This window comes from Bacillus sp. 7_6_55CFAA_CT2 (assembly GCF_000238655.1).
In the GTDB taxonomy this organism is placed as follows: Bacteria; Bacillota; Bacilli; order Bacillales; family Bacillaceae_G; genus Bacillus_A; species Bacillus_A cereus.
On record NZ_JH414709.1, the window covers coordinates 782,571 to 797,946 of the forward strand.

Genomic DNA, 15,376 nt, shown 5'->3' on the forward strand with positions numbered 1-15,376 from the left:
GATGATAATTGGATGGATCAGTGATGTATTAAACAAAAACAAGGAAATTAAATTTATGTTTGATGTAGATATGTTCATTGATACAGCGAACAGAGTCCACATGAAGCGATTAGCTATTGATACTTGTATATCTTTATTAGGGAGAACAATTAGTCAATCAGAATTTAGGGTGAAAAATGGTGAAGAGTTCGAAAAAAACGAACTATATTATCGGTTAAATGTTAGGCCGAATAAAAACATGACAGCAAGTACATTTTGGGAAATATTCATTCGAAAGCTTGTTTATGATAATGAATGTTTAGCTATTCAAGCTGATGATGGCGATTTACTTATTGCTGATGACTTTGAACATAACGAATATGCTGTGTTTGAAGATACCTTTACGAATGTCACAGTAAAAGATTATCAGTTTAAGAGAAGTTTTAAACAAAGTGAAGTTATCCATTTGAAATATCGAAATGATAAGTTATCACCACTTATCGATGGACTATTTGCTGATTATGGCGACTTATTCGGAAGAATTTTAAGTTCTCAGAAACGAAAAAATCAAATTCGTGGCGTAGTTGATATGGATATGATCGGTGCTAAAACACAAGAACAAGTGGATAAGTTACAGAAATTCATAGATGACATGTATCAAGCAATTGGTAAGAAAGATATTGCTATTGTTCCGCAGCAAAAAGGAATTGAGTACAAAGAAGTTTATAATGGATCTGCTAATGGCCCTAGTGTGGAAGAAATAAATAAAGTTACAAATGGTTTTTTAAATCAAGTAGCAATGGCAATGGGGATACCTACAGCTTTAATCTATGGTGAAATGGCTGATGTAGAAAAACAAACTAAAAACTACATGCTTTTCACAGTGAAACCTTTGTTGAAAAAGATTTCTGATGAAGCTAACGTTAAATTTTTTGAAAAAGAAGAGTATCTTTTAGGTAAAAAAATTGAAGTTAAAGCTGTATCTTATCAAAGTATATTTGATCTCGCTACAAGTATTGATAAACTCATTTCTTCAAGTGCATTTACAGGAAATGAAATTCGATTAGAAGTAGGATATGAAATTTCAGATGATCCTAATTTAAATACACATCATATTACGAAAAACTATACGAAATTAACTGAATCTGAAGGAGGTGAGAAACAAAATGACGGTGAACATTGACGTTAAAGGCCCAATCATTTCAAATGATGAAGCGTGGATTTATGATTGGTTTGAAATGGATGCTGCAAGCCCAGGTAAGATTTCTAAAGCGCTTGAAGATGCAAATGGCGATGACTTAGTTGTATCAATTAATAGTCCTGGTGGTTATGTACACGAAGGTTCAGAGATTTACACAGCGTTGAAAAATTATCCCGGTCATGTGGAAGTTCAAATTGTTGGTTTGGCTGCAAGTGCGGCTTCTGTTATTGCAATGGCTGCTGATAAAGTCCGAATTTCTCCAACTGCACAAATCATGATTCATAACGCTTCAATGTGGAATGGTGGAGATCATCGCGATATGTCAAAGGCTGCCGAAATGCTAAAAACAACAGATCGAGCAATTGTAAACGCCTATGTCATTAAAAGCGGTAAATCAGAAAAAGAACTACTTAATATGATGGCTGAAGAAACGTGGATGGGTCCACAACAAGCGTTAGAAAATAATTTTGTGGATGAAATTATGTTTATGGATAATCAGGTAAAAATGATAGCTTCAGCTTCTACTGCTGCCATGCTTCCACAGAAAGTAATCGATGGCTTTAGAAATGGAACCATGAACAAAGGCCAAGGGATTACAAAAGAAGATTTAAATGCAGCATTATCAGTTTTGAAAAATGAAATTCTGAATGATTTACAAACAAATACAAATCCAAAAGAGCCTATTCAAAAACCTGTTCATACAAAACAGAATTTAAGTACGCTCTTTTTAAATTTAGGAGGAAAATAAAATATGGTTATTAAGTTTAATAATTTCGAAGAGAAAAAACTAGCTTTTGCAAAAGCAACACAGGATGGTACCGCAGAAGAACAATCAGTAGCATTAAACTCCATGATTGAAGCACTTGCCACAGATGTACGAGCAGATATTTTAAATCAAGTGAATGAATCAATGGTAGATCGTTCTATTATGCAGTCTCGTGGTGCTAATGTATTAACAAGTGAAGAAATGAAGTTCTTTAATGCAGTAGTTGAAGAAGGTGGATTTAAGTCTACTGAAACTTTACCTAAAACAACTCAAGAACGTATTTTTGATGACTTAGTTGAAGATCATCCTTTCTTACAACATATTGGTTTAGAGAATTTAGGTGCAGTAACAGAATTCGTTTACGGAGATCCAGAAGGTGCAGCGGTATGGGGGCCATTATTTGATGGTATTAAAGGTCAATTAAACGCTACATTCCGTAAAGATAGCATTTCACAACTTAAATTAACGGCGTTTATTCCATTAGCAAATGACATGTTGAAACTTGGACCTGTATGGGTAGAACGTTATGTTCGTACAATGATTACAGAAGCGATGAAAGTAGGCTTAGAACGTGGATTTGTAGCTGGTACAGGTAAGAATGAACCTATTGGGTTATTAAAAGATCCAAGTGGAAGTGTAGTTGGCGGAGTGTATCCAGATAAAAAGCCAGTAGGTACTTTAACATTTGAACCGGGTCGTGAAACAATCAACGAACTAAAAGGCGTTGTTAAATTGTTAGCTAAAAAATTAAATGCTGATGGTTCAGACGCAGATCGACCAAAAAATATTGCTGGTAAAGTAGTTATGGTAACTAATCCGTTTGATACTTTTGATATTCAGGCAAACGCGACAATTCAAAATGCGGCCGGAGTATATGTAACTAGCTTGCCATTTAACCCAATCCTTACAGAATCAGTGTTTGTACCTCAAGGAAAAGTATTATTCTTTGTTAAAGGTCAATATGTTTCAGCAATGGGTGGAACAGAGCCAATCAAGAAGTATGAAGAAACATTAGCTTTAGAAGATGCAACTGTTTATATTGCTAAACAATATGCTACAGGTAAACCAAAGGATAAATACACTTCACAAGTTTATACACTGAAACTTGAAGAAGTAACGCCACCGACACAAGGATGATGTAAATGGAAACAGTAATTTCAGACGAAATAATACAGCAGTTCAAAGATAGGATGCACTTGGGTGATGATGAAGACGATAACCTAAAGCGCATCCTTTTTGCATCGAATGAAGCTTTATTAAAAGTATGTGGATTGTATGACATAAACAAAGATGAGACGTTCAAAGAATTGGTTTTTGAGCGTTCTCGTTATGTTTATAATGATGCACTTGAATATTTTACTAAGAATTTTTTAACGGAAATTAATAGTTTTGGTATTGCAAAAGCATTAGAAGAAATTAAATTGGACGGTGATTAATATGCGTCCTTTTCAGTACAAGAAACCACTGAATACAGGTGATTGTAGAAATCGAATTATCATTGAACAACCTGAGGTAATAAAAGATGAACTGAATCAAGAAATTGAAACAGGGAATTGGCAAGAAGTTAAAAAAGCATGGGCAATGATAAAAACGGTAAAAGGTTCGGAGTACATTGAAGCTTCGGCTTCACAGTCTACACGAATTTATCGGTTTGTAATTCCTTATACAACAGGTATTACAGAATTAATGCGAATTAATATGAAGAATCGTATCTTTGATATTATCGAACCGCCAATGAATGATGATGAAATGTATCAAACATTGACTATTATCGCAAAGGAGCATACTTAATATGAATGATTTTGCGAGTGAGATTGCTAGAGAATTACAAAGATATGCAAATGTTGTGGAAGAAGAGTTAATGATAGCAGAAGAAGAAGTAGCTGATGTCGCTGTAGAAAAATTAAGGCAAGGTAGCCCTAAAAAAACAGGTGCTTATCGTAAAGGATGGCGTAAGAAAAAAGAAGGTAATGGTTTTGTCGTTCACAATACAAAAGGACAATTAACACATCTTTTAGAAAAGGGACATGCGAAAGTGGGTGGGGGCCGTGTACCAGCACAAGTTCATATCCTTCCAGTTGAACAGTATGTAATTGATGAGTTGCCAAGACGTATTGAAAGGGCGATTCAACAATGACGTTAGGTGAATTAACAAAAATCCTTGAGGCTACAGGTTATCCTGTGGCTTATTCGCATTTCACAGCAACGCCGACCAAGCCAGTTCCAGCGCCACCTTATATATGTTTCCTTGTGGATGGATCAGCAAATTTAATGGCTGATAACAAGGTGTATCACAAGATAGACGATGCAAATATTGAGCTTTATACAACTAAAAAAGATTTAGTTGCAGAAGCCAAACTTGAAAAAGTCCTAGACGATTATGAGATTCCTTATGACTCGTATGAGACTTTTATTGAATCTGAAAAAATGTATCAAAAAAATTATGAAACGAGGTTGATATAAATGAATGAAAACAAAGTAGCTTTTGGTCTGAAAAATGTCCACTATGCACTCTATGACATTAAAGATGGTGTAGTTACATTTAGTACACCGATACGATTACCAGGGGCGGTTGAATTAACATTTGATCCACGAGGGGATTTAATTGAGTTCTATGCAGATGACATGCTTTACTACGCAGCAAGTAATAACCAAGGGTATGATGGCACTCTATCAATCGCTCATATTCCAGAGCAATTTGCAATTGATGCATTAGGTGAGGAATTAGACGAAGAAGATGGTGTGTTAAATGAATTAGCCGATGCAAAAGGAAAATCATTTGCGTTATTATTTGAATTCGATGGCGATGTAAGAGCGACTCGACACGTTATGTTTAACTGTTCAGCAAGTCGTCCAACACTTGCATCTAAAACGAAAACAAATTCAGCAGAGCCTAACACAAATGAACTTAAATTTGTATCAAGCCCTATTGATATTAATGGAAAACGTATGGTTAAAACGAAAACTACTACTAAATCAAAACAAGAAATCTATGATAATTGGTACAAAAAAGTTTATACAAAAGTACCTGCATTACCAAAAGGGGCGTAAGTGAATGGAAAAGACAATTACAATAGATGGAAAACAAGTCAGATTAAAAGCTACAGCAGCAACAGTTAAACGATATAAAGCACAATTCAGACGTAATTTATTTGCAGATTTGATGGGGTTAGGGGCAATTAATGCTTTAGCTTCATCAGATGGGTCAGAACAACCCATTGCTATGTCTAATGTTGATATGAGTAAAGTAGATTTTGAACTTATTTATGACTTAACGTGGTTATACGCTAAAACGGCTGATCCTAATATTCCTGATCCTATGACGTGGCTAGATAAATTTGAGGAATTCCCAATTGAAGAAATTATGCCAGAAGTCATGGAATTGGTTCAGGTCACTATGGGAGCAAAAAAAAAATAAAGAAAAATAATGGAGAGCAAGGAACATTCAGTGATGAAGAATTTACTACTGAATTGTTTCTTGCTCTTTGTTATAAAGCAAATTTAACACAAGGTGATTTAGAAGAAATGACCGTTGGTGATTGCTTTGATTACATTGCTGAATTCGCTGAGCTGGAGAATCCAGATAAAGAAAAAGTTAGAAAAGCAAATCAAAAAGACTTCGATTCATTCTAAGAAAGGGGTGAGAAAATGGCAGGAAGAATTAAAGGGATTACGATTGAAATTGGTGGTAATACTCAGCCGCTACAAAATGCTTTAAAAGATGTAAATAAACAAAGTGATGCTTTGGCTAAAGAATTAAAAGATGTCGAGCGTTTGCTAAAATTTGATCCAGGTAATATTGAGGCACTTTCTCAAAAACAACAGTTACTTACGCAACAGATTGAAAACACAACGCAAAAATTAGATAAGTTAAAAGCAGCGGAACAACAAGTTCAAGCGCAATTTCAAAACGGTAAAATTTCTGAAGAACAGTATCGTGCATTCAGGCGTGAGATTGAATTTACAGAAGGGTCACTTAATGGTCTTAAAAATAAACTAGGAAACATGAAAGCTGAGCAAGAGAATGTAGCGAGTTCCACAAGGCAATTAGAAACATTGTTTAGAGCTACAGGAAAAAGCGTTGATGATTTTGCAGGAGCATTAGGAAATCGTCTTGTGAATGCAATTCGGAATGGAACAGCTACAAGTCGTCAGTTAGAACAAGCGATTGGGATTATTGGGCGCGAAGCATTAGGTACAGAAGCTGATATTGAAAAATTACAAAGAGCCCTTCGATCTGTGGATGCTGGAAACTCCATACGGCAAGTACAAAATGAGTTAAGAGAATTACAACAAGAAGCCGGAAGAACTGAGAAGAAGTTTGAAGGTCTAAAAGTTGGATTAGAAAATGTTATCGGTGGAATGGCAGCTGGTGGCGGAATGGCAGCAGCTGTTGAAAAAGCGCTTGATATGTCAAAGTTAAAAACAAAAATTGAAATAGGATTTGATGTTCCTGAGTCCTCAAAAAAATCAGTAGAGGATGCTGTGAGAGGAATTTCAGCCTATGGATTAGATGCAGAAGAAGCACTTGAGGGTGTAAGAAGACAATGGGCTTTGAATAAAAATGTTAGTGATGAAGCAAATGCTTCTTTCGTACAGAGTGCAGCTGTTATTTCTAATGCTTATGCTGGCATTGATTTTACTGAATTAATTCAAGAAACGAATGAAATCGGTAATGAATTAGGCATTTCACAAGAAGGCGCTCTTGGTATGGCTGATGCCTTATTAAAAATGGGTTTTCCACCGGAACAATTAGATATTATCGCTGAATATGGTGGTCAGTTAACGCGAGCAGGATACAACGCTGAAGAAGTACAAGCTATTATGGCAGCTGGGGTTGAAACAGGAACCTGGAATATCGATAATTTGCTAGATGGACTGAAAGAAGGTCGTGTAAAAGCTGCTGAATTCGGTCAAGGTGTCGATAAAGCAATGATAGAAGCCCTTGAAGGTACACAAATTTCAGCAGAACAAGTTCAAAAATGGGGTCAAGCTGTAGCAAATGGTGGTAAAGAAGGTTCAGCAGCAATGACCGAGATTGCACAAGCTCTATCGCAAGTTGATGATGAAACAAAGCGTAATGAATTAGGCGTTAAATTTTTCGGTAGATGATGAATTGTGCCGAAGTAAAATCGCGGTATAAAGCAAAGAGGGTGCGAATCCTAATTTGAACCGAAGGCTATACAAAGTATAGTCAGGGGCAGAGCATAGAGGGTGAAAAGATATAATCCCTCCACGAGACCGCGACACTTTCTTTATAAGTGAAAACGTATGCCGAGCTTGCATTAATATGAAGTGCAAGAAGTAGAGGATAAAAAGCCTTTACGATAACAAAATGACAATGTACGAAGATCAAGGGCAAAACATTATTAATACTTTGCTAGGCGCGAAAGATAAAACAGTCGATTTTGGAAAGCAACAGGACAAATTGAATGACTCTATTAAAAAAATGGATTCAAACCCAGCAGTTAAATTTCAAAAGGCGATGCAAGATTTACAAGTTTCACTTCAGCCGGTTCTTAGTGTTATAGCAGATGTTATTTCAAAAGTGGCTGAATGGATTTCTAATAACCCAGAATTAGCAGCCACATTAACAGCTGTTGCAATAGCTATTGGCGTAATTTCAGGTGCAGTTATGGCGCTTGCTCCTATAGTTATGGCGGTCATGAGTGTATTTGAAATCGGAGCCGCCGCCGCACTAGGCATAGTTGCCATAGTTCCTATTATCATAGCAGCTATAGTTGCTCTAGGAATTGCCATTTATCAAAATTGGGATTCTATAAAACAATGGACAATAGATACATGGAATTCTATTAAGGAATATTTAATAGAGCTTTGGGATGGGATAGTTCAATCCTCTAGTGAAGCATGGAATTCATTTTTAGAAGCAATGCATTCATTCTTTGATCCAATTGGGCAATTTTTTAGCGATTTATGGATAGGGATAGGTGAAATATGTAGTAGTACATGGAATTCTATTGTTGAATTCTTTTCAGGAGCTTGGTCCTCATTCACTGAAATGATGCATAGCTTCTTTGATCCGATAGGTGAATTCTTTAGTAGTCTATGGTCCGGAATTGTGGAAACAGCTTCCTCTTGGTGGACTTCTTTAACTGAAACAGCGTCTGAATTGTGGGGATTATTAACGCAAGCATGGCAAGAAACCTGGGATACGATTCTTACTGTGTTAGATCCAATTATTTCGGCAGTTTCTACCGTTTTAGAAGCTGGTTGGTTGTTAATACAGGCAGGTGCACAAATTGCATGGGCAGCAATCTGTCAATACATTATTCAACCAATCCAAGAAGCTTACGATTGGGTAAGTACACAAATCGGTGAAATGGTCACTTGGCTTGGTACACAATGGGAAATTGCAAAAGCTATGGCGCAAATCGCTTGGGGACTATTTAAGCAATATATTATTCAACCTGTCATAGATACTTGGAACTTAGTAAAAGAAAAGTTTGGTGATTTAATTTCTTGGTTAAGTTCGAAATGGGAACTTGCTAAATCATATACTCTTGCAGCTTGGAATTTGGTAAAAGAATATGTTATTCAACCTGTTCAAGACTTATGGAATACAACCAAGCAAAAACTTTCAGATTTGGCTAATTGGATATTATCAAACTGGGAAACTATAAAATCTTATACGCTAACAGCTTGGAATTTGACAAAGAAATACGTGATTGATCCAGTAACTGAAGCTTACAATTCAGCCAAACAAAAATTTACTGATTTATATAATTCAGCGAAGGAAAAATTTGATTCCGTAAAGAATGCTGCACAAGAAAAATTCGAAGCAGCTAAACGCTTTATAATTGATCCAATTAAAGATGCAGTTGACAGTGTAGAAAAATTTATTGGGAAGATTAAGAGCTTCTTTAGTGATTTGAAGTTAAAGATTCCTAAACCTGAAATGCCACCACTTCCACACTTTAGCTTGCAAACTAGTACGAAAAATATTTTAGGGAAGGATGTTACGTTCCCTTCTGGACTTAATATAGATTGGCGTGCAAAAGGTGGTATCTTCACTAAACCGACTATATTTGGAATGAATGGTGGGAACTTGCAAGGTGCAGGTGAAGCTGGAAAAGAAGCGGTTTTACCTTTAAATAAAAAGACACTTGGAGATATTGGCGCAGGAATCGTAGCAGCCATGCCACGACAACAATTTGCTATACCAGGGGAAATAAATCAACTAATGAGCGATATGAGCCGTATGATGACTAATTCTGCAAACCAATTAGCGGGATTAAAAACCGTTATGAGTGGTGTGTATGGGAATATGTCAAACAGCAGACAAGCCATGACAAACAGTGTATCAAATCAAGTCATTAATAACTCTTTTGGTTCATCAGGTGGTGGAGTTATTCCAATGCTTGGTGGAGATTTAGTTATTGAAGTGCCTGTTAATTTAGAAGGAAGAGACGTGGCACGCGGTACTTATCGCTATACAACCGAGTATCAAGAAAGAGAAGCAAAAAGAAACTCAGACTTTTAGGTTTGGGTTTCTTTTATTTTATAAAGAAATAGGGTGACAGTATGAGTTCTTTTTCATTTAACAACATACGCAAAGATTTTGTTCAAATAGAAAAGGGATGGAAAAGACCAGCGTGGGCACCGGTGAAAAGGAATTTTCTAAGTGTCCCAGGATATACAGGAGCAAGACTATTAAACACCCAAACGGAAATGCGTGTTTTATCTATTCCTGTAGGAATTATAGTTCCTGAGTGTTCAGATTTGGAAACTATGAAAGAAGAAATTGCAGAATGGTTAATCACAGGCCAACCAGCAGAACTTATTTTTGATGTAGAACCAAATAGAACATATTTAGCAGTTGTGGAAGATAGCTTTGATCCAGATGAATTTGTAACACTTGGAATAGGAACAATTAAGTTCATTTGTCCAATGCCATATAAATTAGGACCTACTCGAACAGTAGATTTTCAAACAGGTGCAAGCGTGTTAATAGCAAATGTTCAAAACAAAGGAAGTGTAGAGTCCAATCCAATTATAGAGGTTGAAGTGAAGAACCCTTCCACATTTCTTGATGTATGGAATGGAAACAATTATTTTCGTATCGGATGGCCGCTTAGTGTAAATCAGATACCTGTTGAAAGAAATCAGCGGGTAATGTGGGATGAAATGTCTACAACTGTAGGTTGGACGGATGTTCCGAGTGCGGAAGATATGGTTGGGGGCGGGGCTTTTAAAGTAGATGCAGGCTCACGCCTAGTTCCGGTTTATTTAGGTGAAACAAATATAAAAGGTTGGCATGGTTGCATAGCTAAAAAGAACATCCCACAAGGCCCACTACAAGATTTTATTATGCAGGCGTATGTTGGGGTAAGAAGCTCTCACCCCGATCAAATGGGGCGTGTTGAAATAGGTTTATTAGATGAAAATAGCGACTATGTGGCTCGTATTTCTATGAATGATGTTCATTGGCAAGCAGAACAGAATACAGGGTTCGCTAAGCTTGGTAACAAAAAGAAACCAAACAGCGAGCGAGTGCTTATAAATGAACCTGGAGATCATCCTACTACATGGAATCAATATCGTGGTCGATTATGGTTAGCACGTACCGGCAATAGGTGGGAAGCTTATATTTCAAAGTTTTTATGGAATACCGAAAAGGATGATTCAGAGCGCTTTGTCGTGTGGGAAGATGAAAACAATATGAATATGGATAAAGTGGCACAAGTTCAAATAAGCATCAGTCAATTTTCGGATAACATGTTTTGTACAGACATGAGCATCGATGACTTAAAAATTTGGAAAGTCAATATGAATACCCAAGATAATCCGCCTTATATTTTTGATGTTGGAGATAAAGTAGTTATTGATACCGAGCGAAGCCTTGTATCAATCAATGGTAAAAAGGCGATTAATCTAAAAGATATATTCAGTGATTATCCAGTTGTTAACAAAGGATTAAACAAGCTTGAAATTATGCCTTCCGATGTGGGAATAGCCAAAATAACGTATAGGGAGCGATTTAGATGAGAACACCAAGCGGAACATTACATGTTGTTGATTTTAAAACGAGTCAAATCGTTTCTAATATACAAACAAAAGATTATTGGGATGATAAACGACATTGGGAAATTAAGAACAATATAGATACATTAGAATTTAAAGTGTTTGATAATACGGAACATGCAGCTACACTCATGCAGCAAAATTTAGTATTAAAAGAAGTGCGTGACGGGCGTATCGTTCCGTATGTTATTACTGAAACCGAAAAGGATTCTAATGATAGATCAGTCATTGCTTATGCATCTGGTGAATGGATTCAACTTGCGAAAGCTGGCATTATTACTCCACAGAAGGTGGAAGGTAAAACAGTAAATGAGTTTATTGATATGGCTCTTGTAGGTACGAAGTGGAAAAGAGGAAGAACAGAATATGCTGGTTTCCACACAATGACAATTGATGAATTCATAGATCCACTGAAATTTTTAAAAGATATCGCTTCTTTGTTCGAGTTAGAAATCCAATACCGTGCTGAAGTAGTTGGTTCTCAAATTGTCAGTCGCTATGTGGACATGGTAAAGAAACGCGGTCAAGAAACAGGGAAAGAAGTAACACTTGGCAAAGATTTAGTGGGAATTAAACGTGTTGAGAACTCACAAAACATTTGTACAGCATTACTTGGTTTCTCCAAAAAAAGAAGGGGACGGATTTATTACAATTACTGACATAAATGACGGTATTCCTTATCTTGTGGACAGTGATGCTTTCCAACGATGGAACGAACGTGGGCAACATAAATTTGGCTTTTATACACCAGAAACAGAAGGCGATATAACACCGAAACGTTTAATGACTCTTATGAAAACAGAATTAGCCAAACGGATAAATTCCTCTATTTCTTACGATGTTCAAGCACAAAGCATTGGACGTGTATTTGGCCTAGCTCACGAGCTGATTAATGAAGGTGACACAATCCGAATTAAAGATACAGGTTTTACTCCTGAACTGTATTTAGAAGCACGGGCAATCGCTGGTGATGAATCATTTACTGATCCTTCACAAGATAAATATATATTTGGTGACTACCGTGAAATTACCGATCCGAATGAAGAAATGCGAAAATTATACAATAGAGTGCTTGCTTCTTTAGGTAATAAAGCCAATAAAGAACTATTAGAACAACTAGAAAAGTTAGCAGAAGAAGCGAAGGGTACAGCCGAACAAGCTCAAAAAGAAAGTAAAGCGGCAAAGGATATAGCAGAAAAGACTAAAGATTATATGGATCAAAACCTTGTAGATATTATAGAAGGAGCTAATCCACCTACTACTAATCTTAAATCAAATAAAACACTATGGCGTGATATTAGTAATGGTAAGCCTGGTATTTTAAAAATATGGACAGGCAAAACATGGGAACCTGTCGTCCCTGATACAGCTCCGTTACAGCAAAGTATTAAAGATGTTAAGAAAGATATTGAAACAGCTAAAACGGAGTTAAATCAAAAGGTTCAAGAAGCACAAAATCAAGCGACAGGACAATTTAACGAAGTAAAGGAAAGCTTACAAGGTGTGAGCCGTACGATTTCCAGTATTGAGAACAAACAAGGTGAAATTGATAAAAAAGTAACCCAGGTTGAACAGGATTCTAATGGATTTAAAACTTCTATTGAATCGTTAACAAAAAAAGATACTGAAATCAGTAATAAATTAAATACAGTCGAACAAACTGTAGAAGGCACAAAGAAGATTATTTCTGATGTGCAGCAAACAACAAACGACTTGAAGAAAACAACAACTGAAATTAAAGAACAAGCAGGAAAGATTAGTGAGAAGTTAACAAGTGTAGAAAAGAACTTCAATGAACAAGAAATTGGAGTACGTAATTTAATATCAGATACGAAATATTGGGAAACGACGCAATTATCTTCAAATTCAGCTTATGGAGTATTTAAGAATAACTTAAATCAAATCTTTAGTGAATTAGTAGACAAAACCGTAACTTTTAGCTTCGATGTAAAAATTATAACAACGGATAAAACGGCAGGTCGCGTTCAGTTTTATGGCGAAAACGGTTCGCCTAAATATACATTCGTTAGACAAATATTCACAGGAATTACGGACCAATTCCAACGAGTTACGTACACTACAAAAATTACAGAACAGCTTAATAACACAGGACAAGCGAGACTGGAATTTTGGGGAATAGATGCTAAAACAACAAAAATCATTATTCAAAATTTTAAACTTGAAAAAGGAAATAAAGCTACTGGATGGACACCAGCGCCTGAAGATCAAGTAACAACCGATAAATTCACCAAGAGAACAACCGAAATTGAAAAAAGTGTGGATGGTATAAAAGAAAATATAACTAAGGTTGAACAAAATCAAACGGGATTTGATAAACGAGTAACAACAGTAGAGAAAAACGCAGATAGTATTTCACAAAGCGTCGGTAAAGTACAAGAAATACAAACTCAGCAAGGGAAGACGCTTAGTGAGGCTACTTCAAAGATAGAACAACATAGTAAAGCATTGGAATTGCAATTAAAAATGAAAGATGTTGAAGATTACGTTGGTGGAATTGGTGACCAAACGGTTTTACGCAATGTCTTGTGGAAGAACGACACGAAATATTGGCAATTAACTTCAAACGCAGCAAGAGATACACAAGTCACTTATAAGGGATGTAATTCACTTAGTGTTATTACTGCAGGTAATGCGAGCAATTTGTATAAAGGAGCATCGCACGATTATATAAATGCTGGTCCTGGATGGAATTATGTTTTCTCTGCTTACTTTTATACAGATAACAAAGCTAGTATAGATGCTGGAGCTGCTATCGAGCTCCAATGTTACGATATAAACAATAAAATGATTAAAAGTTACTTGCAAGAAATAACTATTTTACAAGGAACATGGATTCGTACACATGTGGCAGGGCTATTAATCGAAGGCACAAAAAAAGTTAAAGTGCTGTTTTGGGTTCGTAAAAATGGGTGTCTATGGATGGCACAGCCCATGCTACAAATTGGTGATAAACCTTCTTCGTTTATGGAGAACCCTGTTGATATTGTAGATAAAGATAAAATCATGGAAGAATTGGCCGATAAGATAGCAACTGAACCTTACAATAAAAAAGTTACAGAATTAGAAAGAAGTATTAGTGCTACTGAAAAAGGCGTTTCAATTATCTCTGGAAAACAAGAAACGTTTATAAATGAGACTTATAATGCCTATGTAAAGAAAACAGAATCTAAGTTAGAAGTGTTAGATGAAGGGATTTTAGCGCAGATTTTAAAGGACGGCATTGTCACTGCCATCAATATGTCCCCTGGGAAAATTACAATCAATGCTGCAAAACTAGATATTAACGCAGACACAATGGTGAAATGGTTAACTGCAAAGGGTATTGATACGAATGTTATAAACGTTAATGGTGATAAAATTACCATCGATAAAAACGGTGTTACTGTTAAAATGTTAGACTTCCTTTTTGAAGATGAATGGGGAACAAAAACAACCGTTATGCCAAAACGAAATTTAATAGCCGATCATGATTTTTCTAGTGTTCCAAAATTGAACATAGGTAACCCCAATTATCAGGGGTTTGGTGCTGGATATGGTCTACCTTGGAAAGTACAAGGAAACGGTGTAGTGATAGAAAATAATACTTTTATATTTAATTATGAACAAATGGTAAATGCAGTCCGTGTCGACACGTATAATTACCCAGAAACAAAAGTTCAAAACGGGATTCATCCAGGGAACTCTTATACATTGTCAGCCCATTATAGAACCGCACAGATTAATAGTGTACGTGTAACGGCAAAACCACGATTGCAGGTATGCTTTGTTACGCCATTGGATGAAGTGAGTTATAAAATTTGGCACGAAATATATAAAGATTTTCCAGAGCCATCTACATTTTATGGTGAAATTAGAAGGTATAATTTCACGTTTACCGTTCCTAACAATTACAATCCACAAGAACATATGATTGTAATTAAAGTTACAGCTGCAAATGCACAAGTTTCTGCGGGTAGAGCTGTTTGTGTTTCAGGGATAACATTGGTTAGTGGTAACTACGCTTGCATGTATAACTGGGATCGTGCGGCAGCAGAAAGGGCCGATGGTCTTCAACCGTTTAATAGAATTGCTATAGGCAGCGTAAATAACAACATAGGTCCAGCTGCTCATGGGCAGACCTTTGATATAAGTACAGAAAAGGATGTATTCATAAATCAACCTATTCTAACGCAGGGAATAAATTTAGGGCGTAATAAAATAGGGCCAAGCTGGGTCCATTCGTTTCTTTGATGGCGGTCAAGGTTATGGGTTTTATTTTATGGGAATGGCAGGACAATGGTACAAGCTACCTAACGTTTAGGAGGAAATATATGGATGATTACAAAGATTTACAAGGTTATCCCTTACAAGCGGGGCAAGGCGCTCCA

General features: G+C 36.3%; 12 protein-coding genes and 2 pseudogenes. All 14 read left to right on the forward strand.

The features are described from left to right. Nucleotide 1: 1 nt before the first annotated feature. The 14 genes and pseudogenes from HMPREF1014_RS12985 (at nucleotide 2) to HMPREF1014_RS13055 (ending at nucleotide 15,309) form a co-directional block, all read left to right on the forward strand. Nucleotides 2-1,162, forward strand: a complete 1,161-nt coding sequence (locus HMPREF1014_RS12985) for a phage portal protein (RefSeq protein WP_000583522.1) — start codon at nucleotides 2-4, stop codon at nucleotides 1,160-1,162. Beyond that, nucleotides 1,146-1,928 (forward strand): head maturation protease, ClpP-related, encoded by a 783-nt coding sequence (locus tag HMPREF1014_RS12990; protein ID WP_000217699.1) that lies wholly within the window; start codon nucleotides 1,146-1,148, stop codon nucleotides 1,926-1,928. Before HMPREF1014_RS12985 ends, HMPREF1014_RS12990 begins: the two co-directional genes overlap by 17 nt. A gap of 3 nt (nucleotides 1,929-1,931) precedes the next feature. Continuing rightward, nucleotides 1,932-3,083: a phage major capsid protein gene (locus HMPREF1014_RS12995; RefSeq protein WP_000234865.1), complete on the forward strand. Its 1,152-nt coding sequence runs from the start codon at nucleotides 1,932-1,934 to the stop codon at nucleotides 3,081-3,083. 5 nt (nucleotides 3,084-3,088) lie between these two features. Next, nucleotides 3,089-3,382, forward strand: a complete 294-nt coding sequence (locus HMPREF1014_RS13000; RefSeq protein ID WP_000450784.1) for a hypothetical protein — start codon at nucleotides 3,089-3,091, stop codon at nucleotides 3,380-3,382. Between the two features lies 1 nt (nucleotide 3,383). Next, nucleotides 3,384-3,737 (forward strand): phage head closure protein, encoded by a 354-nt coding sequence (locus HMPREF1014_RS13005; protein ID WP_001247280.1) that lies wholly within the window; start codon nucleotides 3,384-3,386, stop codon nucleotides 3,735-3,737. 1 nt (nucleotide 3,738) lies between these two features. Continuing rightward, nucleotides 3,739-4,083 (forward strand): HK97 gp10 family phage protein, encoded by a 345-nt coding sequence (locus tag HMPREF1014_RS13010; RefSeq protein WP_000997554.1) that lies wholly within the window; start codon nucleotides 3,739-3,741, stop codon nucleotides 4,081-4,083. Then, nucleotides 4,080-4,409 (forward strand): hypothetical protein, encoded by a 330-nt coding sequence (locus HMPREF1014_RS13015; RefSeq protein WP_000172090.1) that lies wholly within the window; start codon nucleotides 4,080-4,082, stop codon nucleotides 4,407-4,409. Before HMPREF1014_RS13010 ends, HMPREF1014_RS13015 begins: the two co-directional genes overlap by 4 nt. Beyond that, nucleotides 4,410-4,997, forward strand: coding sequence for a major tail protein (locus tag HMPREF1014_RS13020; protein ID WP_001004911.1), 588 nt, complete (start codon nucleotides 4,410-4,412; stop codon nucleotides 4,995-4,997). A 4-nt stretch (nucleotides 4,998-5,001) separates the two neighbouring features. Beyond that, nucleotides 5,002-5,364: a hypothetical protein gene (locus HMPREF1014_RS13025; protein ID WP_000415916.1), complete on the forward strand. Its 363-nt coding sequence runs from the start codon at nucleotides 5,002-5,004 to the stop codon at nucleotides 5,362-5,364. A 53-nt stretch (nucleotides 5,365-5,417) separates the two neighbouring features. After that, nucleotides 5,418-5,579, forward strand: a complete 162-nt coding sequence (locus tag HMPREF1014_RS31870) for a hypothetical protein (protein ID WP_000477717.1) — start codon at nucleotides 5,418-5,420, stop codon at nucleotides 5,577-5,579. 15 nt (nucleotides 5,580-5,594) lie between these two features. After that, a pseudogene (locus tag HMPREF1014_RS13035) lies at nucleotides 5,595-7,052 on the forward strand (DUF2207 domain-containing protein); the annotation flags it as partial. Between the two features lie 229 nt (nucleotides 7,053-7,281). After that, a complete protein-coding gene (locus HMPREF1014_RS13040; RefSeq protein WP_000180076.1) occupies nucleotides 7,282-9,447 on the forward strand; it encodes a phage tail tape measure protein in 2,166 nt (721 codons plus the stop codon). Between the two features lie 41 nt (nucleotides 9,448-9,488). After that, the gene (locus HMPREF1014_RS13045; RefSeq protein WP_000094089.1) at nucleotides 9,489-10,952 is read left to right on the forward strand and encodes a distal tail protein Dit; all 1,464 of its coding nucleotides are present in this window, start codon (nucleotides 9,489-9,491) and stop codon (nucleotides 10,950-10,952) included. After that, nucleotides 10,949-15,309, forward strand: a pseudogene (locus HMPREF1014_RS13055) (phage tail spike protein). Before HMPREF1014_RS13045 ends, HMPREF1014_RS13055 begins: the two are co-directional and overlap by 4 nt. The last annotated feature ends 67 nt before the right edge of the window (nucleotides 15,310-15,376 follow it).